Here is a 22,371-nt window from a genome sequence, read left to right on the forward strand (position 1 = left end):
GACAATGGCACGAATGAAATTTCTATGTGACACCAAGCGCTGTATCGAGTGTAACGGCTGTGTTACTGCATGTAAGAACGAAAACGACGATGCGCTTGAATGGGGCATTCAACGTCGTCGCGTGGTAACACTAAACGACGGTGAAGCTGGTGAAAACTCTATCTCTGTTGCTTGTATGCACTGTACCGATGCACCTTGTATGGCAGTTTGTCCAGCAGACTGTTTCGAACATACCGAAGACGGCATCGTTCTTCACAATAAAGATCTGTGTATCGGTTGTGGTTACTGTTTGTTTGCTTGTCCGTTTGGCGCACCTCAATTTCCTAAACAAGAAGCGTTTGGTGAACGTGGCAAAATGGATAAATGTACTTTCTGCGCGGGCGGCCCAGAAACAGAGCCTGGCTCTGAGGAAGAACGTCAAAAATACGGTGCGAACCGTATCGCAGAAGGCAAGTTACCGATGTGTGCATCGCTTTGTTCAACCAAAGCGCTGCTTGCGGGTGACGCAGAGAAAGTCTCTGACATTTTCCGTCAACGTGTGGTAGAACGCGGCGCGAAAAACGCAGGTTGGACAGACGGAAACGATCTTTCTTACGATGCGACGAAAAGCTAAGTAAGGAGAGGCACATGTTAAACACGCTTAAACGTGCATCTTTAGCAATGCTGTCAATGATGACGGCATTGCTGCTGACTTTCGCAATGCCTGCTTCAGGAGAGGAACAATCTTCTAAAGTTATTCAACAGGAGATCACGCAACTCGCCGGGGCAGACTATTGGCGCGAAGTCAGAGAGGGGCAAGAAGGCTACACCACGTCCCAATCGCCAGAACATGGCGTATTGATCAGTAAACCTGGTGAGACTTGGTACATTCTAAAAGAGAAATGGATGTCTCCTGCTGGTGCTGTCGCGATTTTCGGCAGTATCGCGATGGTTATCATGGCTTACGTATTCGTTGGTCCTTTGATGCTTAGCAAGCCGCGTACTGGTAAAAAGATGAAGCGTTGGTCTCGTTTAGACCGCGCGCTTCACTGGAGTATGGCGTTTACATTCTTAACGTTGGCATTCAGTGGTTTGATGCTGGTTTACGGTAAGCACTTCTTAAAACCGTACGTTCCTACTGAGTTCTGGGGCTTTATCGTCATGTTGGCGAAGCAGTACCACAATTACATGGGACCATTGTTCTTCATTTTGCTGATGCTCGTGCTCTTTAAATGGTGGCGCAAGTCGATTCCAAACATGACTGATGTTCGTTGGTTCATGAAAATGGGCGGTATGGTTGGTAAACACAAAGGCACACATCCGTCAGCTGGTTTCTCAAACGGTGGTGAGAAGGCAATCTATTGGTTGTTAATCTTCTTTGGTGCTATCGCGGCAGTGAGTGGCTTAGTTCTGGACTTTCCTATCTTTGGCCAAACTCGCCGTGACATGGAGCTTTCTAACTTAGTTCATGCGATTTCGGCGCTGATTCTAATCTGTGGCTTTATCTTCCACATCTATATTGGTCTATTCGGAATGGAAGGTGCGCTAGAAGGCATGGTGACAGGTGAAGTTGATGAAACATGGGCGAAAGAGCATCACGATCTTTGGTATGAGGAAGTGAAGTCCAAAGAAGCGATGGGTGAAACAGATACGGCACAAACGGAAGTAAAAGGAGCGAAAGCGAATGAACAAACCTCATAACGGGATTTGGGTTGCGTACATCCTGAGCTGTCTGACCCCGTTTACGTTTCTGATCTCAGGCGTTATCGCAATTATCTATGCGGGTTACCGATTAGATAAGGGAGAAGACAGCGACGTAGTGATTTCTCATTACTACGGTTTAATTCGCACCTTCTTTCTCTACCTGACGTTTTTTGTTGTGTTGATCGTCACCGTCGCGACTTCTAACGGTGTACTCGTTGGCGTGAGTGATTATTGGTTGCATAGTACTTTGCTTGAAACCATCGCTTACTTTATTCCTTGGGTAGGGATGGTGTTTGCTGCATTAGCCATCTTGGTGTGGTTTATGCGAATGTTTCAAGGGATGCAGCAACTGCTCAATAACCAACCACACAGACCATCGACAGGTCCAAACCTTTAATCAGTATTCTTTAAGCAAAACCGCCGTAATAGGCGGTTTTTTTGTTGCTGTTTTGTCTCAAATATGAAGCGTTGAGTCGCAGTGGTGATACTTGATGCAACTTATTGAGTGAATTTACGTAACTGGGCAGAAAATCATAGTTAAGTAAGAAACATGTAAAAAAATCGCGTCACGATGAGACATTAGTCTCACTCACGCTATTGTTCATTTACTCAGGATTCATCGTCCCGTTAAAGTACGCTGCGCTCAGAAATTCAAAGAGTTGCATACGTGAAAATTGCCATCAATACATTCAGTCTACGCATACAGAGGAATCTCTATCGGAGGATGTTTGATTAAGGCATCTTGCTCTCACAAATAAAAAGAGCGAAACGAGCATTAAATGATGCGGCAAGGTAAGAAAAGGACAAACACGTTACGGCTATGATCCCTCAATTCGTCATTCCTATCACGAATCGCTTTGGCGAAAGTTATCACTTCTCTGGTCAGTTACTTACTAGCGGCGAACCTAAAACATTCGTGACCAAACAAGAGGCAATAGAGTTTCTTGAGAGCTTTGGTGAGCTTGACCTTCGCTCTGTCGAGGACTTGTTCTATGCGATTGGTCAATTCAAGCCAAACATACCTGACGGTGAGCTTACTTCCCAGCACTATAATTCAACGTTTGCCAATGCTTTGGTGAACGGTGACTTGCGTGTCGCTCGAATTGTACCTACCGGCGAAAACTACGCACTCTCGTCAGCGGTTACGCCTCCACCGACTCAAAATACCGTCAATGCAAAACCATCGAAGGGAAAGGGGAAGTCGAATAAAAAGAGTGGCAGAAGTGCCGCATCCGCCAAGCCTCAGCAACAAAGCAGCGAAAAACATGAGAAAGCCGGTGATCCTGTATCACTTGTGACGGGTGAAGAAATTCTCGAACTCTATGATATCGAGCTACAACAAGGTACTACTTGGCAGCGTACTTACCGCTCTTCGCAGTCGGATGTAAATCATGGAATGGGCTTTGGTTGGCGACATGCATTTCAGTTTGAATTACGCGAAAAGACGAACGAGAAAGACAATGTTATCGCTTGGGAGTTTGTTGACGATAAGGCCGATATCACAGAATTTGAGCCAGTAGATATTGGAGCAACAAGTTATCAAATATACGCTGGTGCGAGCTGTTATTTCCTGAGCTCAACAACTCGGATTGTAACGCTCGCGAATGGGCATCAATATCGATTTGAACAGAAAGATGATCGTTGGGTTGTTAAACAAGTCAGAAATGGCACGTTTTCAACGTTTCAACTGCAGTATTCTCGAAACCATCGATTGATCGAGATTGCATACAACAAGCGTCCGGTTCTTGAATGTCAATATGATAAGCAAGGACGCCTTGTAGAACTGCTAAATGCAAAGTCCCAAAAAGTTCTGACAACTTATACCTATGATGAGCACGATGATTTGGTCAGTGCAACTAATCATTTAGGCTTAAAGGAACAGTATCAATACCGCGGGCATTTAATTGTTAAACGTGTACGACCAACTGGCTTTACTCATTATTTTGAATGGGATGGCGAAGGTGCAAAAGCGAAATGCATCAGAAACGTTGGGGACGCAGGAATTTATGACTATCGCTTCCATTATCAAGGAAATCACTCTTCTTATTCTGACTCGTTAGATCATCAATGGTCTTTCTTGCATGACGAGCAGGGTAACTTACTCGAGAAAATAAGCCCCACAGGTAAAACTTGGCGATGGCAATATGATGAATTAGGGCGAAAAGCGCAAGCTATCTATCCTGATCAGTCAACGGTCAATTATCAATATAATCAGCATGGTCAATTAGTTTCTAAGTTTCATTCCTCTGGCAAAGAAATTCAATATGGTTATGACGGCTTAGGTAAGTTAGTTAAAACGGTTTCGCCAGATGGGGATATCGAGAAGGCTTACTACAATAGCCTCGGTCAAAGAGTTTGGGATACCGACCAGTTTGGCTGTGTCACGGAATATGATTACGATAAACACGGGCAAGTCGTCAAAAAAGAGTCTGAAGATGGTAAGAAAAGTCAGTGGTGGTGGGATGAACAACAAAGACTTATCGCGAATGAAATAGACGGTACATTACTTCGTTATAGCTACAATGAAGAAGATTTAGTGAATGGCGTTGCTTATCCCGATGGGTGTATTGCTCAACTCGCTTATGATCAATTTGGCAGGCGTACATCAGTTCGTTATTTTAACGACGAAGACAAAGTCGGTTATAGCGAAGAATATTCTTACGATGAGCACAGCCGTGTTGCTCAGATTCGAACGCCAGCAGGCATTACCTCGTATCAATGGGGAGCACTCGCGCAACAAGAAGCAGTCATCTTTCCCGATGGCAGCCATATTTCTTACGAATACGATCAACAACGTAACCTGACTAAATTAGTTCGGAGTGACGGCTTAGAGTTCGAATTCCTGTATGACGATGAAGGCCAGCTGTCAGGAACTGTCGGGTTTGATAATCTACAAAGCCAATTTGATTATGATCATATGGGGCGAATCCATCGTAAGCAAGTCGCCGATAGGACGGTGCTGTATCGCTATGACGCTGCGGGTTATCTCAAGCACGTCAAAGCAGGAAATGGTAGCAGTATTGTAGAGAACCACTTCAATTATACGCTTGGTGGGCGACTTACTTTCGCATCCAATCGCCATCACACATTGCAATACCAATACTCTTCATTCGGGCATTTAACAAAGCGCATTCAAGGCCAGTTTGAGATAACGCAGGAGTTTAACAGAGTTGGCCAACGCGTATCTCAGGTACTGCCAGATAATACGGAGCTGAACTTCTCTTATGATCGATATGGGCGTTTTTCAGCGATTCGGTTTGGAAACCTAGATTTACCTCAAATCAAATTTCATTACGATGAAATGGGACGAGTTTCCCAAATTGAAACGGCATATTTTAATGAGCGCATCATTTATGATGGTGTTGGTCGTTTGGTTGAACAGCATTGGCCAGATAGAGAGAAAAAGTACGTTTACAATGCGCAAAACCGTATTTCATCAATCATTGATAATACGGCAGGAGCAACACACTATCAGTACGATGCCTTAGGGCAACTTAAACGAGTCAATGCTTCCGGAGATGTGACTAAATTTGAATACGATAGTTTTGGCAATCCTACTTTGCCAACTTCAGAGGTATTCGCTGATCGTATTGAAGTACACGATGGTGTCAGGTTCAAATATGACGCGCAAGGAAACCAGACAAAACGTGAGGGGCAAGGACACGTTCAGACTCGCGTATTTGATGCGTTAAATCAGCTCATTGAAGTTCACACCGACGATGGTATCAGTCAATATGAATATGATGCATTAGGGCGCAGAACGAAAAAAATTACACAAAAAGGCGTTACGGAGTTCCTGTGGGAAGGTGAACGTTTAATTGGTGAACGCTCTTCAGGTGCTTTCCGTTGGTACCTATATCAACCCGAAACTTACACGCCAGTGGCACTGCTAGAAAATGACGTTACTTATTGGTACCAGTGCGATCAAGTTGGTAAACCAGAGCGACTGATCGATTGCGAAGGGAATGTTGTATGGAGTGCCAGCTACGATGCTAACGGCTTTGCTCATGTACATATTGAAAATGTAGCAAATCCACTGCGTTTTCAAGGACAGTACTTCGATCAAGAAACCAACTTACATTACAACCTCGCTCGGTATTACGATCCTAAACTAGGACGTTTTATCCAACAAGATCCGATATCTATTGCTGGTGGTATTAATCATTACCAATATGCAGTCAACCCTATCCAGTGGATTGATCCAACAGGTTTCCTTTGTGAAGAAGGGCTAAAACGCTTGGGTCAAATGTTGGCAGAGTATCAGGCGCAAAGCGATGTTCCCCAAGAGGTTTGCGATCAGATTTTAGAAGCAGCAAAAGAGTCATCCGTCGGAGAAGATGGCGTTCGATCGCAAGTCAAAATCCGAAAACCCAAAGGTAAAAATCATATTCGATATGAATACGATTTAGACCATATTGATTGCGAGAGAAACGAGATTACTTTTTATCGTCATATCAATCATTCAGATGGCACCAGACACGAAGTGCAGTATGTTGTTGGGATTGAGGAGTTTGTAAATGCGCATGTTTTTGACTCAGAGAAAGTTGGTGGAGAGGAAGGTTGCACGATCTTCACTGAAGATCTTGTGCTGAATAAAGCAGAGTATAAAGAAAACTCAGAACTCAATATGAGTGATTATGAGCTAACAGAAAGAAACAAAGCAAAAATTGATGAATGCTTGAAAGAGCGTCAAGAGGCAATGGACGCTCGATCTGGCGAAGAGGGATATAACGCTCAAACTGGTAATATTAACCAACAGTCTGCAAAAATAGGTGAGTTGGCCGCGGATGACTTTGTCCGGAGTAAACGTCCTAATGCTAAGCTGCTTCATCCCAAAGATATTGGAACCTCAATTTCGAAGCCGGGCGACTTTGATATGGTTTACAAGGTGGAAGAGCCACCACCAGGCGAAATTATAATTGTTGAGGCTAAAGGTGGCAGCAGTTCGCTCGGTAGCCGTAAAATTGGCAATGAAGCATATCAACAAGGGACAAGCAAATATGCGGCGGAAATCGTTAAATTAATGTCTGAACAAAAAGCTGGTACAACAGAAAGAGCTGCTGCAGACGAAATTACATCAGCAGTGCAAGATGATATTCCAGTCAGGTATTTACATACCCAAGCAGAAATTGATGCTTCAGATGGCGTATCTAAAGTGAATGTAAAAGAGTTTGATATTAGCCTCGAAGAATTAGGTTAAGGGAAGTAAAGTTAGTATGAAAAAGATAAATAGAAAAGCAGCCTACGAGTTGAATACTGAGGAACTTAATTACTATACAAAACAAATAGAAAAAAACTTAGAGAAAAGAAAACATCGTATCACAATAAAGCGAGAAAACTTGATATATCTAACAGACGGGGTTTGGGAGCAAGTTAGGTTATATACTTTATTTCCAGTGTCTGAACTAAATGACCGAATAGGAACGCTGCGTCTATTTGAAGCCTCGATAATGCAAGCTAGCTATCATCGACTGGCTCAAAAACCTGAAAGCTCTTTGACGGTTAAGGTACCTGATCATCCTGAAATAACTTGGAAAGGCGAAGGTATTTTAAAAACAGGTTTCATTTGCCCCTCAATGTGGCTAGATGCGTATTTTACCTCTGTCATCGTTCGTGACAAAGCTAGCATGGACGTATTGGCAAACTTTCCTATTTCTTTGATGAGACAGAGCTCTACCAAAGCGGGTGAGCTGTCTTATATGCTAGTAGACGTCATTCAGTCGTTCCACAATCGCACATCAGATTATCCTGATAAGCTGGTTTCAGCAATGGACGCGGCGGTAGCTCAAGGAGATAACTGGGCGTTGGAAATTGCGATGGGGATCCTAGAAACCTTCGCAGCGCTCACTACTAATATTGGTTATGATTTTGAGGAAGCGCTCGTTAAAAACCTACAGTTCCAAGAGAAATATCATCTTAGAGAATTAGGACCAGATAGGATAGGCATCAGAACTTTTATCAACTTCCCTCTGCTTGGCATGGCTTGCATGTGGTACGACAAAGGCAACCGTCTATCTGTTGAAACTGGTTGGCTTCCTCCCTATCTTGTCGAAGGACGTTGGTTAGAAGATGTAAAAGCAGGGAAGATCACTCGATAAACCCCTTTAGTTAGCAATTCAGTATATAAGCCACCTCTCATGAGGTGGCTTTTACGTTTTGTTGAGCTATATGGTGCGCATTATGTTGGTGCACTAAAACCATATTGGTGCACTTATTAGCGTGTTAAGCACCATTTCAAGAATGCGTAGTTTTATTAAAGTTCATACAAAACAATAAATTAAAGTGTAAGTGTTAGAAATGTAAATTGTGGAATGAGAATTGCTCTGTTAGACGCTCTATAAATTAAGTTCACCAAATTGGTGATGAGCCTAACTTTGATGCACAGGATAAGTGCGCTACAGATCAACGGAGACAATCATAATGAGTGTAACTGCCAATCAGGTACACGGCGCTGTACAAACTCTCACGCAAAGTTCCGACACACTTTTCTTACTACTTGGCGCAATCATGGTTTTTTTGATGCATGCTGGTTTTGCTTTTCTTGAAGTAGGAACCGTGCGCCAAAAGAACCAAGTTAATGCTTTAGTTAAAATCTTGGCCGATTTCGGTATTTCCGCCATTGCGTATTTTTTCATTGGATACTGGGTCGCTTATGGCGGCACCTTCTTTGCCGATGCAGAGACGTTATCTCAAGGCAATGGTTACGAGTTGGTGAAGTTCTTTTTCTTGCTGACTTTCGCTGCAGCGATTCCTGCTATTGTTTCTGGTGGTATTGCAGAACGAGCTCGTTTTTATCCGATTCTAATCGCAACATTTTTCACTGTCGGCATCGTATACCCGTTATTTGAGGGAATGATCTGGAACGGAAACTTTGGTGTTCAAGCTTGGTTTGAAAATACCTTTGGTTATGGCTTCCACGATTTTGCAGGTTCAGTCGTTGTGCATGGTGTTGGCGGCTGGATAGCGCTTGTTGCCGTCGTGTTTTTGGGCATGAGAAAAGGCAGAGTTCGAGCAGGAAAGCACACCAACTTTGCACCTTCGAATATTCCATTTTTGGCCTTGGGAGCTTGGATCTTATGTGTGGGGTGGTTTGGCTTCAACGTCATGTCAGCTCAAACTGTGTCAGGCATAAGTGGCTTGGTGGCTATGAACTCATTGATGGCAATGGTCGGAGGCATTGTCGCGTCATTGTTGGCTGGTAAGAATGACCCTGGCTTTATTCATAACGGCCCACTGGCTGGCTTGGTTGCTGTATGTGCGGGCTCAGACTTAATGCATCCTATCGGTGCTTTAGTGACAGGTGCGATTGCTGGCGTGCTATTTGTTTATCTTTTTACCCACCTACAAAACAAAACCAAGATTGATGATGTGCTGGGTGTCTGGCCTTTACACGGTGTATGTGGCGCTTGGGGTGGTATTGCCGCTGGGATTTTTGGTCAAAGCGCATTGGGTGGGCTAGGTGGCGTGAGCATTATCGTTCAGCTTCTAGGAACGCTTTTGGGCCTTTCCATCGCAGCGCTTGGTGCACTTGTAGTCTACGGTGCGATTAATACCAGTATGGGACTGAGGCTTTCAGAAGAAGACGAATTCAATGGCGCTGACCTAGCCATTCATAAAATATCTTCGACCAACGAGGATTGAGGCCAATATGGGAGCGGCATAAAGCCGCTCTTTTAGCAATTGTCTTTCTTGGCTTGGCCCGGAGGACAGAAATTACCATTACCTCGATGGTCATCATCATTGGTGCTGACTCTTACCTTTACATCATCGACTTCGCCTTCAACATTGGTAAGTTGACAGCCTGCCAAAGTCAGAAGCAATGTAAACGTTAGAGATACTTGTCTCATTGCTGTTCCTCTTAAATTGTAATTCTAATAGTGACCATTACGACTATGGTCTAATCCATATTACTACTGTTGCTATTCTTTCAGTGTTAAGCTAATGAAAAAACAGCAAGGATGAGTTATGAATTTCCCTTATAGAAATATTGTAGTACTTACTGGTGCAGGTATCTCGGCCGAATCTGGTATTCAAACATTTCGTGCGCAAGATGGCCTATGGGAGAATCACCGTATCGAAGATGTAGCAACGCCTGAAGGGTTTGCTCACGATCCGGACCTTGTTCAAGACTTTTACAACCAACGCCGCAAGAAACTTCAAGATAATGCGATAAAGCCTAATGCAGCGCATGAAGCATTAGGTCGTTTAGAGGCTGAGTTAGAAGGTAAAGTGACGGTCATCACTCAAAATATAGACAACCTTCACGAAAGAGGCGGCAGTCAGAATGTGATTCACATGCATGGTGAGTTGCTCAAGGCGCGCTGTAGTGAATCTAACCAAGTAGTAGAGCACAATGAGGACATTAAGACAGGCGAACTTTGTCACTGTTGTCAGATCCCTTCACAAATGCGACCACATATTGTTTGGTTTGGTGAAATGCCACTGCGAATGGGTGATATCTACGCGTCATTAGAAGAAGCAGATTTGTTTATTTCTATTGGGACTTCTGGCGTTGTGTATCCCGCAGCAGGTTTTGTTCATGATGCAAAAATGCACGGCGCACATACCATTGAAATTAACCTAGAACCTAGTGCGGTAGAAAGTGAATTTGAGGAAAAACGCTACGGAAAAGCAAGCGTTGAGGTTCCAAAATTAGTTGACGAGATACTGGCTCTAGAAGGAAAAGAAAGAGCGTAATAACTTCAACAGGAAGAGTTTTTGTCTTGTCATTAAGAACAAAAAAGCGGCTCATGAGCCGCTTTTTCATATCTTTAAAACTAACGAATTAGTTGTTCACTTTTAGCTTTTGGAAGTACTCATCGTACATTACGCTCGCTTCGCCAACTTCATCTTGCCAAGTACCGCTGTCCATCACTTCTTGTGGTGGGAAGATGCTTGGATCATTAGCAAATTCTTTCGGTAGCAGATCGTGTGCCGTTTTAACTGGCGTAGGATAACCAATCTCTAGTGCAATCTTAGCTGCGTTCTCAGGACGTAGTAGGAAATCGATCATCTTATGAGCTGCGTCAACGTTCTTCGCACCAGCTGGAATTGCTAGGCTGTCCATCCAGAAGATAGTGCCTTTTTCTGGCCAGATGATGTCGATGTTCGCACCTTCTTGACGAGCCATGTATGCAGAACCGTTCCAAAGCATGCCTAGTGAAACTTCACCCGCAAGGTAAGGGTTTGCAGGAAAGTCTGAGTTAAATACTAATACGTTTGGCATTAGCTTTTTCAGTTCTTCGTAAGCGGCTTTGATTTCTTCTGGGTTAGTCGTGTTTGGTGAGTAACCAAGCTTAGTCAATGCAATGTGGAATACTTCGCGAGAATCATCCATCAGCATTAGTTGACCTTCCCACTTACTATCCCAAAAATCATCCCACTTAGTAACCGATGATTTGTCTAGCATGTCAGCATTGATACCAATACCGGTCGCACCCCAAATGTATGGGATAGAGTAGTTGTTGTTCGGATCGAACGGTTTGTTTAGGAAGTTAGTATCAAGATCGGCAAAATGAGATAATTTCTCTTTGTCGATCTGTTGTAGCATGCCTTCTTTACGCATTTTAGAGACGAAATAGGTAGACGGTACTACCAAGTCGTAACCAGAACCTTGAGTTTTTAGTTTTGCGTACATACTCTCGTTAGATTCGTATGTAGAGTAAATAACTTTGATTCCGGTTTCTTTTGTAAAGTCTTCAAGAACTTCGTTTGGAATGTATTCCGACCAGTTGTAGAAATACAGTTCTTGATCAGCAGCCATTGCAGGGGTAGCGATGAGCGTCGCTGCACATAGAGCGCTTGCGTAGAATTTACTTTTCATTTGTTTTCCGTTTTGTTTCGCGATTGGACAAGTCAATACTAGCTGGAGTTATCGAGTTGAGCCAAATCGCAGTAAGCACAAATATGTTCATTTAGCTTGAATATCGTTGTCTCCTTTTTATGAGACGATAAATCTATGATACCAAGACAAATAAACCTAGCAACGCGCGATTATATCAGCCTAAGACAAAAATAGGCAGCGTATTGCTGCCTATTTTCCTATGGTTGATGACTTGTTACACAAGCTAGATTATTGTCCCGCTTTCAGCTTGAGGAAATAATCTTCGTACTTAACGGTTAGATCACCAACCGCATCTTGCCATTCAACGCGGTCAAGGTCTTCTTGAGAAGGGAACAGTGGGGCAACGTCTTTAAACTTAGCATTCGATTCTTCCACCGCCGTTAGGTAGCCAGTATCACGAGAGATTTGCTCTGCGATTTCTGGGCGCAGTAGGAAGTCAATCATCTTGTGAGCGGCTTCTACGTTCTTCGCACCGGAAGAGATAGCGAAGTTATCAACCCAGCCGATACCGCCTTCTTTAGGAAAAACGAGTTTAAGGTTCAGGCCTTCACTTTGTGCCGCTGCGGCGCTACCGTTCCAAAGCATACCAACGCCCACTTCACCAGACATGTAAGGTGCGCCAGGGTTGTCAGAGTTGAAAACTAAAACGTTAGGCATCAACTTTTGTAGCTCAGCGTACGCTTCATCGATTTGCTTAGGGTCTTTTGAGTTACCTGAGTAGCCAAGTTTACGCAGAGCGATATGGAACACTTCACGAGTGTCGTCCATCAACATTACTTGACCTTCAAGCTCAGGCTTCCATAGGTCAGCCCAGCTTTGGAAGTCGTTTGGATCGTACATATCTGCGTTAACCGCTAGGCCTGTAATCGCAACAACGTGTGGGATAGAGTAGTCGTTACTTGGATCGTAAGGCTTGTCTAGGTAGTTTTTATCTAGGTTGCCGAAGTTTTTCAGCTTAGTCTTATCGATCTTTTGTAGCATGCCTTCGTCACGCATCTTCGCCACGAAGTACGTTGAAGGTACTACTAGGTCATAACCTTGGTTATGGGTTTTTAGCTTTGCATACAAAGTTTCGTTCGACTCGTAAGTCGAGTAGATCACTTTGATGCCAGTTTCTTTAGTAAATTGCTCTAGGATATTACTGTTGATGTAAGGACCCCAGTTCATAAATACTAGTTCTTTATCATCCGCTGTCGCTGTACCAGAGAACAGAGAAAGCGCACATGCACTACCAGCTAATAGAGTAGCCCATTTTTTCATTGACGTTAGCTCCAAACCAAACGTTGTCCAATTTTGGACGATAGATAGAAAAACAGAATGGCATGTAACCATTCTGTTTCGTGATGTTAACAGGTGCGGATTCTACTTCACTTTTTCTCTTGCTAGCAACTGAGAAATTACTACCAAGACCAAAGAAACAATCAACATCACCGTTGCTAGGGCGTTCACTTCCGGTGAAATGCCCACCTTAACCATGGAGTAAATCTTCAATGGCAAGATTTCGTATGTTGGACCCGTTACAAACGAGCTGATGATCACATCGTCCAAAGACAGGGTAAAGCTCAATAACCAACCTGCGGCAACCGCTGGTTTAGCGAGAGGAAGGATGATCTGTTTCAAGATAACCCACTCGCTTGCACCAAGGTCTTTTGCTGCTTCCAACATTTTCACATCAAAGCCATTTAAGCGGCTGTATACAGTTACCACAACGAATGGTAGACAAAAGGTGATGTGAGCAATCAATAGTGTAAAGAAGCCAAGCTGTGCGCCTAATACTAGGAACAGAGCAAGTAATGAAATCGCCATTACAATATCGGGAGACATCATCACGACAAACAGCATGCCGTTTACCGCACCTTTACCTTTGAACGAGTAACGGAATAGGGCAACGGCCGTTAAGCTACCAATGATGGTTGCTGCTGTCGCTGAGAATACCGCTACGTTCAATGAATGCCATGCAGCTTGCATTAGGCTGTCGTTATTTACTAAGGTTTCGTACCATTTCGTGGTGAAACCACCCCATTTCATACCAAATTTGTTGGCATTAAATGAGTTAACAATTAAGACGATGATTGGCAGATACAAAAATGCATACACCAGCGCCATAAAGCTAAATCTAACTGTGCGTCCCATTAGTCTAGCTCCACTTTCTTATTCAATAGTTTGCCTGCTCTGTAGTAAGCGTAAAGCATCACAGCCATTGCGAAGGTGAGGGCGATACTGGTCGCAGCACCAAATGGCCAGTCACGAGCGTTCAATACTTGGCTCTTAATAACGTTACCAATCAGTAGGTTCTTCGCACCACCAAGAAGGTCAGAGATGTAGAACATACCTAGTGCTGGTAGCAGAACCAACAAACAACCACCGATAATGCCAGGCATTGTCAGAGGTAGAATCACTTTCGTAATGGTTTGGAACTTGTTCGCACCAAGATCTTTCGCCGCCTCGATATAAGTGTTGTCCAACTTCTCGATTGCCGAGTAAAGCGGCAGAATCATAAATGGAAGCAGGATGTACACAAGACCAATCATTACTGCTGTTTCGGTGTACATAATACGTAATGGCTTATCGATGATTTCCATCGCCATTAATGATTTGTTCAAAATACCTTGTGTACCCAGAACAATCTTCAGGCCGTAAGTACGGATAAGAGAGTTTGTCCAAAAAGGTACGATAACTAAGAACAACATGAATGGGCGCCATTTCTCTGGCATTTTCGCTATGATGTAAGCAAATGGGTAACCAATTACTAAACACAACAACGTCGCCACGATCGCCATGTAGAACGAGTGCATCAGCACTTTCGCATACAAGGGGTCGAGTAGACGTAAGTAGTTGTCGAAAGTAAATGTCATTTCGATTAAGTTTGCTTCATCACGCGTTAAGAAACTCGTACCGATAATCATCACATTTGGTACCAACACGAAAAGTGTTAACCAACCGACGATTAAGGTAATGATCGCGTTTTGAAGATTAATCTTCTTGCTTATCATTGAGGACTACCTCCCAGCTCTCAACCCAAGTGATAGCGACTTTCTGGCCAAGTGAGTGGTCCACATCAGGATCATCTTCGTTAAAGAATTCGCTAACCATTACACGCATGCCCGAATCCAATTGGATAACTGAATCAAGCGTCATACCTTTATAGGTACGCTCTGTTACGTGACCTACGATGCCTTTTTCTTCAGACTCTTTGATCTCTTCGATACGTAAGTCTTCTGGGCGAAGTAGTACTTGCAGTTTTTCACCTGCTTGCGCTTCCTGATCGTAGTAAACAACAGATTCGACACCTTCGATTTCTGCACGGATACGTTTCTCGTCGATACGCTCTAGCATGGTTGCGTTGAATACGTTGATCTCACCGATAAAGCGAGCAACAAATAGGTTCTTCGGCTCTTCGTAAATCTCACGTGGAGAACCATCCTGCTCGATAACACCATCGCGCATTACAATAATGCGGTCAGACATCGATAGGGCTTCTTCCTGATCGTGCGTAACGAAGATAAAGGTAATACCAAGTTGACGCTGAAGCTGTTTAAGCTCGATTTGCATTTGCTTACGCAGTTTGTAATCAAGTGCCGATAGAGATTCATCTAGCAGCAGTACTTTTGGTTTGTTAACAACCGCACGCGCAATGGCGATACGTTGTTGCTGACCACCAGAAAGCTGATGAGGCTTACGCTGTGCCATTTTTTCTAGGCGCACCATGCGTAGCGCTTCCATTACTCGTGGTTCAATGTCCGCAGTAGGCGTTTTCTGCATACGAAGGCCAAAAGCGACATTCTCATATACGGTCATGTGTGGAAACAATGCGTAACTTTGAAATACCGTGTTGACGTGCCTTTGCTCTGCAGGAACCTGTGTTACATCCTGGTCATCCAAAATAATTTGACCGTTATCTGCCGTTTCAAAACCTGCAATCATGCGTAAAACTGTTGTCTTACCACAACCAGAAGGCCCGAGAATCGTCAGAAATTCACCATGATTAACATCCAGATTTAAATTACCGATGATTTCCTTACCATCGAAACTTTTACTAATACCAGATAAACGAATAACTGGCTTTCCTGCTTGCGGTTTTGCGTTCAACGTCTGTATTTCCCCCACGTTCAAGCCGGGATTATCCCAGCTGATGTGACACTAACCATTCACTTTTGAGGCGCGCATCATAATCACCAAAAGTGTGAAATTAAAGCATTTTCTTATCTTGAAACAGAAATAATTTTGCAGGAAAAAGCCATCATTCCTTACCATACTGTTTTTATGAGATTAATTGGCATCTAGACACAGTTTGATAGCACTAAACTTTGTTCAACAATTGTTTCAATTTCATGACCTTGAAAGTGGTCAATTATCAACCATACAGTTGAGATTGCAAGGATTGTAGGTGAGTTGTGATGTTAGATGTGGAAAGATTTCTTTATAATGACGATTACATTAATTGACTGGAATTCCAGTCAAAATTTTACAAGTTAGTCTTGGATAAACTATGAACGACGATTTTGAGAAAGATTTCAATCTTGGGGGGAGTGTAGAGCGAGCTTTGTCTGGCAACTACGAGCTTAAAGCTGGCGCGGTTTTTAACGAAGCTTGGCGAGCAACCATCCAGCACTTTTTATCATTTTCTCCTGCCATTATTGTATTGCTTTTTGTCCAGTTAGGTATTTTCTATATTGCATTAAAACTGCAGTTGGGCGATTTGACCGTTATTCTTGATGCGTTTGAGAACCCAGAGTCGTTCACAAACGATATTGTGTCTTCTATTTATGTCGCGAATTTCAGTTATGAGGTGATTAGCGCCCCAATTTATGCGGGGATCAGCTTGATGGCGATGAGCCATGTCGCTGGCCTGAAGACTAAGTTGCGCCATGTTGGAAAGGGGTTGCAGTTCACCATTCCTGTTATTCTAGCAACGCTCATGAGCTTAATGCTACAAGGTGTGGTTGGTATGATTTTTCCTTTACTGTCGCTGTATCTTTCCTTGGCATTTAGTCACTCCATTTTGTTGATTTGTGAGAAAAGGGTGCCACCAATGCAAGCGTTGCTGTTATCACTTCGCGCAATCAACAAGAAGATTTTTGTGGTCGCGGGGCTTTACTTAGGCGTGATGTTAATGTTTATTTTTGCAGCAATGTTCTACGGTATTGGCTTGATTTTTGTGCTGCCATTCTTCTTCCATTTGAAAGGCATACTCTACCGCGAAATGTTTGGAATTAAGCTTAAGATCGTTACAACACAGAAAAACGATAATGATCACGATGGTAACTCACAGGTGTTTGATGCCTAATTCTTTGAAATCAATAAGTTTACGAGTGGCGGCAACCTGTATAGCCGCCACTTTCATTTCTATAGGCCCATATTTACACTACGAGAAACAGTTTAAATATGTGGAAAATCCTGAAGTACTCTCTGGCAAGATTAAGCATGTCGATTTATCACACTTGCCATACATCGGTGATATCCCAGACTTCAATTCAATAAAAGATACGAAAGAGAAAAAAGCTGCTTTTTTTGATTTTTTAAGGCCTAAAATTGCTCTTGAGAATCAACGAATTCGTCATGAGCGGGCCTTTCTTACCTCTTTAAAGGTGGGACAAGTGACGCAAGAACAACAAGAGTATGCTCAGCGGTTATCATCTCTGTATTCGTTGCCCTTGAGTAACGATAAGATTGATCAAGCATGGCTAGACGAGATGCTTGTGAGAGTGAACGTCTTACCAGAAGCGTTGGTTCTAACTCAAGCGGCAAATGAATCTGCGTGGGGCACTTCTCGTTTTGCTACTCAAGCAAACAACTTGTTCGGCCAATGGTGTTATAAAAAGGGCTGTGGAATTGTTCCAGCGCAACGTGGCGCTAACAAAGTTCATGAAGTTGAAAAATTCGATTCTGTACAACAGTCTGTTCATGGCTACTTTATGAATGTTAATCGAAACCCAGCGTATGCAGACCTGCGTGAAATCAGAACATCTCTGGCTGAAAAGAACAAGGGCTTGTTAACGGTCGCAACCGCGTCAGAGTTAACGCATGGGTTGCTAGCCTATTCTGAACGTGGCATCGCCTATGTACACGATCTTCGCGCTATGATTCGTCATAACAACGCCTACTGGACGCAATAAAATAACGGATAAAATGAAAAAGTTAAGCCTAAGTCTGTTGGGAAGTGCGGCGCTAATTCTTGCATCGCCGATAACCCAAGCTCAAGAGTACATGTTCACGTACTCAAAGTTATATACTCAACTAAAAAACAACAATAAAGAAGGGCATGACGATGTGAAAGTTGGTGTCTTTTTTGTGGACGCAAAAACTAAGCAAATTTGTACGATAGAAAAAGCTTGGATGGAAAAAGAAGAGCACTATGAAGAGTTTGTTATCCCAGCTTCACAAGAGTTGCCTTTACCTGTTGATAAAAACTTAAAGTCAGCGAATCCGTTGGTTTTTGTCGATACCCCAAAAGATACACGTTGCGATTACTCACTTGTTGTGATGACCAAAGAACCATTACAGGGTAACGTTTCTTACGGCCAACTTAAGCCTCTTCTACCTCAAATGCAGACGATGCTGGAAGATTTAGGCGGTATGTTTGCGGGTTGGTTTACACCGAAGGTTCAAGGTGTGACGATGGAGTTTGCAAATCAACTGAATGATAAAGTGATTTTCTCAAACGGAACCGAAAAGCCAATTGTCAATGGCAAGATACAAGTCGCACTAAGTGAAATAGGGCAAGGTGGCACAATGACACTACCAGAACCGACGATGCGAGTGTTACCTTATCTACCTAACGCAAAGAAATGAACACTGAACGTTTAGAAAGGGCTGCAATCGCAGCTCTTTTTTAATTTTGACCGTAACTAAAGTATCTTTCACACTCTTTTCTTAAAGACTCAATAAGACAAACATTTAATCCTGCGTAAAAAGCTCGTATAATCCACGCCCCAAAGAAACCCATGTTAGGAAGTCCTAGTCGATTTATCGGCGATGTGAGAGCCCGCAATGAACCAAATAGATACAAGAAAAGAAACCCTAGAATTCAACAAGCTTCAGAAACGCCTAAGAAGACATGTTGGAAATGCCATTACTGATTACAACATGATCGAAGAAGGCGATGTTGTAATGGCATGTATTAGCGGTGGTAAAGATTCATTCGCGATGCTTGATATCCTGCTGAATCTTCAAAAAGCCGCACCGATCAAATTTGAAGTGGTTGCGGTAAACCTAGACCAAAAACAACCGGGCTTCCCTGAGCACATTCTGCCAGAGTATTTCGAAACACTGAATATCCCTTACTATATCGTCGATAAGGACACGTATTCCGTCGTAAAAGAGAAGGTACCAGAAGGCAAAACCACTTGTGGTCTGTGTTCACGCCTGCGACGTGGTACGCTGTATTCATTTGCAGAGAAGATTGGTGCAACTAAGCTTGCGCTAGGTCATCACATGGATGACATCGTCGAAACAATGTTCTTGAATATGTTCCACGGCTCTCGCCTTAAAGCGATGCCACCAAAGCTACGCTCTGATGATGGCCGTAACGTGGTCATTCGTCCATTGACTTACTGTCGTGAAAAAGATTTGATCAAATACGCTGAGCACAAGGATTTCCCAATAATTCCGTGTAACCTTTGTGGCTCTCAAGAGAACCTTCAGCGTCAATCTATAAAAGCAATGTTGATTGAATGGGATAAGAAGACGCCAGGGCGTGTGGAAGCAATTTTTAAATCAATTCAAAACGTAAGCCCAAGCCAACTAGCAGACCGCGAATTGTTCGACTTTGTTAACTTACCGCTAGATCGTGAAGGTAACCGCGAAGAGTATGAATTTAATGAGGCTGTCGTTTCTTCGACGAATATTGATGAATCGATGTTCATCGATGTTACGAACATCTAACTCGTAAAAAAGGAGGTCAATTAGACCTCCTTTTTTGTACCCAACGCTTTAACTGTTCCCAAACAAAAATCCCCCTGTATTCGGGGGATTTATTAGCGCGCTCAATACATAGCAATACTAAGGAGAGATTAGGTTGCTGTATTTGGATCGAGAGGACTAATGTAACCTTTTGGTTTTAGAGCCAACACATCGCAATTTATTTTATCAATTACGTGCTCCGCTGTATTACCAATAAAGACAGCAGAAAGCCCAGTTCGCCCTGTAGTACCTAAAATAACCATTGCAGCATTTAAGCGCTCTGCAGCTGCCGGAATAACATCTTCAGGTAAACCTTGCTCAACTATCGTTTGTTCTTCATCAAGACCATGTTTTTGGCGTAGTGCTTTCATAGCCGTTAAATGATGACCTCGCACCGCATCGGTATAAGTCGTTGGGTCAAATTCAGGAAGTTCAATCGTAATGTTCGCCGGTGTAACGGGGTAGGCGTTAACAAGATATGGCTTGGCCTCAAGCCGAGTGGTGATTTCTTTTAATCGCTCGACCATCGTATCGTTGAGATCAATATGAGTCGGGTTTTCTGAGCCCACATGTACTGAGGCAAGGATACTTGCTTGTTCCGGCCAAGCAGCATTCTTAATAAGAAGCACTGGAATAGGGCATTTTCGCAACAAGTGCCAATCTGTCGGTGTGAAAATGACAGACTCTAAAACATCATGCTTACGTGTGCCTTTGATGACTAGGTCATGATTGCCTGCATAGACTTCAGCAATAATCGCCTCATAAGGGCGGTTGTGCCAGACAACACAAACATCAAAGTCGAAGCCATCGTTTAGGTATGGTTGAGCAATTTTACGCATCCACTGCTCACGCTGATGAATGACACCTCGACGCATAGCATCTCTTTCATCCACTGATAGCATTGACGTCATGTCATACGAGAAATCGTAAATGGATAAAAAGAAAGTGATTCGGCTTCTAGATACACTTTTCTGAGCTAATTGAACAGCTCTTGCAAGTGCGGGCTGCTCATCATTATTGATGTCAGCTACAACAAGGATCTTACTGTATATACTCATAACTAAGCCCACTTCTATTGCAAAACCAGATACTGAATGTAAATTAAATCAGTATTTTGGAGTACTCACCGTACATTTTTACTGTAGCTTAGTTTGGAGAACTTTTTGAGGACTTTCGAAAGGAATTTATGAGAAATATGATGTAGCTCATTTTCGAGCTACATCAATAATTAGGGTGTATTATTCTTTAGTTACACCAGCAAGTTCCATCAATGCATCGTGGTCTAAGATAGTGATATATTTACCTTTTACGCTTAGGATCTCAGATTTCTGGAAACGACCTAACAAACGACTGATCGTTTCGACTGTAAGACCAAGGTAGTTGCCAATATCACCACGAGTCATAGTTAAACGAAACTCTCTAGGGCTGAAGCCACGCTGAGAAAAACGCGTTGATAGGTTGTAAAGGAAAGCAGCTAGTCGCTCTTCTGCGTTCTTTTTAGAAAGAAGCAAAATCATTTCCTGATCACCTTTAATTTCGTTACTCATCAAACGCATGATTTGCTGGCGAAGCTTAGGCATCTTACCCGATAGATCGTCTAAAATTTCGTATGGGATTTCACATACCATCGACGTTTCGAGTGCTTGAGCAAAGCTAGGGTGGGAGTCACCAGTGATAGCATCGAAACCGACTAAGTCTCCAGCTAAGTGAAACGCTGTGATTTGCTCATCACCTTGCTCTGTGATCGTATAGCTCTTGATGGTACCAGAGCGGATAGCGTATAGCGATTTTAGCTCATCACCAGCCTTAAAAAGCTCTTGTCCTTTTTGAATAGGCTTCTTACGTTCGATGATTTGGTCAAGCTGGTCGAGTTCTGCCTCATTTAGAGTGAACGGGATACACAGTTGACTAATACTACAATCTTGGCAATGAATGGCGCAACCGCCTGATTGGATACGCTTTGTTGCAGGTTTTTCAGAAATCATAACAACCTTTCACTATTTGATATACATCAATATTTTAGCATCGCTTAATCCTAAAGGGTAGCAAAAATGTCACCTCAATAGAGTTTATCGTTATATGAAACCGAGTAACGCTAAGGCTCCTATAGCGGTATACGAACCATACCCAATAAGGATTAATGCTGAAATATTTCTAAATATTAATGATTTTTGTAATTTCTGAAAATGATTGGCACCATATCCAATAATAAGCATTGCAGGTAGCGTTCCGAGCCCAAACGCAAGCATAATTAGGCCGCCGTTGATCGCACTACCAGAAACCGCCGACCAAGTAAGCGCTGAATAAACTAAGCCACATGGTAACCAACCCCAAATAAAGCCAAATGGCAGCGCGTGAAGAGGATGCTTTAATGGCAACAAACTCTTCCCTGCCGGCGAGATAAAGCGCCAGAGATACTGCCCTAGCTTTTCTATTAAAAGTAAGCCTTGCCACCATTTAGCAATATACAGCGCGACCAGAATCATGAATAACGCCGCAATCAGCCTTAACCAAGCAAGAGAGTGCGTTAACCCACTAAGTTCAGATAAACCTGATATAGCACCACCGACTAATGCTCCTATTAAGGTATAACTGATCAATCGTCCGAGGTTGTAGAAGAGGGGGATAAGAGGGGTAGTTTTATTTTTAGCAGAAGAGCCCATGGTAAGCAGAGACGCGATACCACCACACATACCCATACAATGACCGGCTCCTACTAAGCCGATCATCAACGCACCGATAAAATCAGGAGTCATAAAGTCGCTACTTTTTATCACTATTAGATTGGTCTTCTTCGTCGAGAAGAATGTTGTGCCCTTGCCGTTCAAGATCTTCAAACTGATCGCTTCTTACCGCCCAAAGAAAAACTGCGACAGCAACACAAACGAGAACGATAGCGATGGGAATCAATATATAAAGACTTTCCATGTTTGCTTTCTCTA

General features: G+C 43.1%; 21 protein-coding genes. 11 read left to right on the plus strand and 10 right to left on the minus strand.

What is annotated here, in order from left to right; genetic code table 11:
- The first annotated feature begins 4 nt into the window (after positions 1–4).
- From fdh3B to R8N28_RS09990, 6 genes are all read left to right on the plus strand, one after another.
- Positions 5–613: a formate dehydrogenase FDH3 subunit beta gene (fdh3B, locus tag R8N28_RS09965; RefSeq protein WP_005377536.1), complete on the plus strand. Its 609-nt coding sequence runs from the start codon at positions 5–7 to the stop codon at positions 611–613.
- A 14-nt stretch (positions 614–627) separates the two neighbouring features.
- Positions 628–1,680, plus strand: a complete 1,053-nt coding sequence (locus R8N28_RS09970; RefSeq protein WP_065274532.1) for a formate dehydrogenase subunit gamma — start codon at positions 628–630, stop codon at positions 1,678–1,680.
- Entirely contained in the window at positions 1,664–2,080 is a 417-nt protein-coding gene (locus R8N28_RS09975; RefSeq protein ID WP_005377532.1) for a membrane protein, read from the plus strand. Before R8N28_RS09970 ends, R8N28_RS09975 begins: the two co-directional genes overlap by 17 nt.
- A 423-nt stretch (positions 2,081–2,503) precedes the next feature.
- Positions 2,504–6,883 (plus strand): RHS repeat-associated core domain-containing protein, encoded by a 4,380-nt coding sequence (locus R8N28_RS09980; RefSeq protein ID WP_318183352.1) that lies wholly within the window; start codon positions 2,504–2,506, stop codon positions 6,881–6,883.
- Between the two features lie 16 nt (positions 6,884–6,899).
- Positions 6,900–7,781 (plus strand): immunity 49 family protein, encoded by an 882-nt coding sequence (locus R8N28_RS09985; RefSeq protein ID WP_065274534.1) that lies wholly within the window; start codon positions 6,900–6,902, stop codon positions 7,779–7,781.
- A gap of 322 nt (positions 7,782–8,103) precedes the next feature.
- Positions 8,104–9,324 (plus strand): ammonium transporter, encoded by a 1,221-nt coding sequence (locus tag R8N28_RS09990; RefSeq protein WP_053307100.1) that lies wholly within the window; start codon positions 8,104–8,106, stop codon positions 9,322–9,324.
- A gap of 32 nt (positions 9,325–9,356) precedes the next feature.
- Here R8N28_RS09990 and R8N28_RS09995 read toward each other — a convergent pair whose 3' ends face one another.
- The gene (locus R8N28_RS09995) at positions 9,357–9,530 is read right to left on the minus strand and encodes a hypothetical protein (protein WP_005377524.1); all 174 of its coding nucleotides are present in this window, start codon (positions 9,528–9,530) and stop codon (positions 9,357–9,359) included.
- 118 nt (positions 9,531–9,648) lie between these two features.
- On the opposite strand from R8N28_RS09995, the gene cobB reads away from it, so the two are divergent.
- Entirely contained in the window at positions 9,649–10,380 is a 732-nt protein-coding gene (gene cobB, locus R8N28_RS10000) for a Sir2 family NAD+-dependent deacetylase (RefSeq protein ID WP_065274535.1), read from the plus strand.
- 88 nt (positions 10,381–10,468) lie between these two features.
- Here cobB and R8N28_RS10005 read toward each other — a convergent pair whose 3' ends face one another.
- The 5 genes from R8N28_RS10005 to potA form a co-directional block, all read right to left on the minus strand.
- Entirely contained in the window at positions 10,469–11,506 is a 1,038-nt protein-coding gene (locus tag R8N28_RS10005; protein ID WP_025766646.1) for an extracellular solute-binding protein, read from the minus strand.
- Between the two features lie 249 nt (positions 11,507–11,755).
- Positions 11,756–12,787 carry an extracellular solute-binding protein gene (locus tag R8N28_RS10010; protein ID WP_017634902.1) on the minus strand — a complete coding sequence of 344 codons (1,032 nt, stop codon included), beginning with the start codon at positions 12,785–12,787 and terminating at the stop codon, positions 11,756–11,758.
- A gap of 102 nt (positions 12,788–12,889) precedes the next feature.
- Entirely contained in the window at positions 12,890–13,660 is a 771-nt protein-coding gene (potC, locus tag R8N28_RS10015) for a spermidine/putrescine ABC transporter permease PotC (RefSeq protein ID WP_005389180.1), read from the minus strand.
- A complete protein-coding gene (gene potB / locus R8N28_RS10020) occupies positions 13,660–14,520 on the minus strand; it encodes a spermidine/putrescine ABC transporter permease PotB (protein ID WP_005377512.1) in 861 nt (286 codons plus the stop codon). The genes potC and potB overlap by 1 nt, the downstream gene beginning before the upstream one ends.
- Positions 14,501–15,616 carry a spermidine/putrescine ABC transporter ATP-binding protein PotA gene (gene potA, locus R8N28_RS10025; RefSeq protein ID WP_017634901.1) on the minus strand — a complete coding sequence of 372 codons (1,116 nt, stop codon included), beginning with the start codon at positions 15,614–15,616 and terminating at the stop codon, positions 14,501–14,503. Before potA ends, potB begins: the two co-directional genes overlap by 20 nt.
- 400 nt (positions 15,617–16,016) lie before the next feature.
- Here potA and R8N28_RS10030 point away from each other — a divergent pair, with 400 nt between their 5' ends.
- From R8N28_RS10030 to ttcA, 4 genes are all read left to right on the plus strand, one after another.
- Entirely contained in the window at positions 16,017–16,814 is a 798-nt protein-coding gene (locus R8N28_RS10030) for a hypothetical protein (RefSeq protein WP_065274536.1), read from the plus strand.
- The gene (locus R8N28_RS10035; RefSeq protein WP_065274537.1) at positions 16,807–17,643 is read left to right on the plus strand and encodes a glucosaminidase domain-containing protein; all 837 of its coding nucleotides are present in this window, start codon (positions 16,807–16,809) and stop codon (positions 17,641–17,643) included. The genes R8N28_RS10030 and R8N28_RS10035 overlap by 8 nt, the downstream gene beginning before the upstream one ends.
- Positions 17,644–17,656: 13 nt before the next feature.
- Positions 17,657–18,319, plus strand: coding sequence for a DUF2987 domain-containing protein (locus tag R8N28_RS10040; RefSeq protein WP_065274538.1), 663 nt, complete (start codon positions 17,657–17,659; stop codon positions 18,317–18,319).
- Between the two features lie 198 nt (positions 18,320–18,517).
- Positions 18,518–19,411: a tRNA 2-thiocytidine(32) synthetase TtcA gene (gene ttcA, locus R8N28_RS10045; protein ID WP_005377502.1), complete on the plus strand. Its 894-nt coding sequence runs from the start codon at positions 18,518–18,520 to the stop codon at positions 19,409–19,411.
- A 128-nt stretch (positions 19,412–19,539) separates the two neighbouring features.
- On the opposite strand, the gene uspE is transcribed toward ttcA, so the two are convergent.
- From uspE to ccoS, 4 genes are all read right to left on the minus strand, one after another.
- A complete protein-coding gene (gene uspE, locus R8N28_RS10050) occupies positions 19,540–20,487 on the minus strand; it encodes a universal stress protein UspE (RefSeq protein WP_005377500.1) in 948 nt (315 codons plus the stop codon).
- Positions 20,488–20,667: 180 nt separating this feature from the next.
- Entirely contained in the window at positions 20,668–21,414 is a 747-nt protein-coding gene (locus R8N28_RS10055) for an FNR family transcription factor (RefSeq protein WP_005377497.1), read from the minus strand.
- A 90-nt stretch (positions 21,415–21,504) separates the two neighbouring features.
- A complete protein-coding gene (locus tag R8N28_RS10060; RefSeq protein WP_017821937.1) occupies positions 21,505–22,185 on the minus strand; it encodes a sulfite exporter TauE/SafE family protein in 681 nt (226 codons plus the stop codon).
- Between the two features lie 7 nt (positions 22,186–22,192).
- Positions 22,193–22,357, minus strand: a complete 165-nt coding sequence (gene ccoS, locus R8N28_RS10065; protein ID WP_005377493.1) for a cbb3-type cytochrome oxidase assembly protein CcoS — start codon at positions 22,355–22,357, stop codon at positions 22,193–22,195.
- Positions 22,358–22,371 lie beyond the last annotated feature (14 nt).

Source organism: Vibrio sp. Vb1554 (assembly GCF_033344235.1).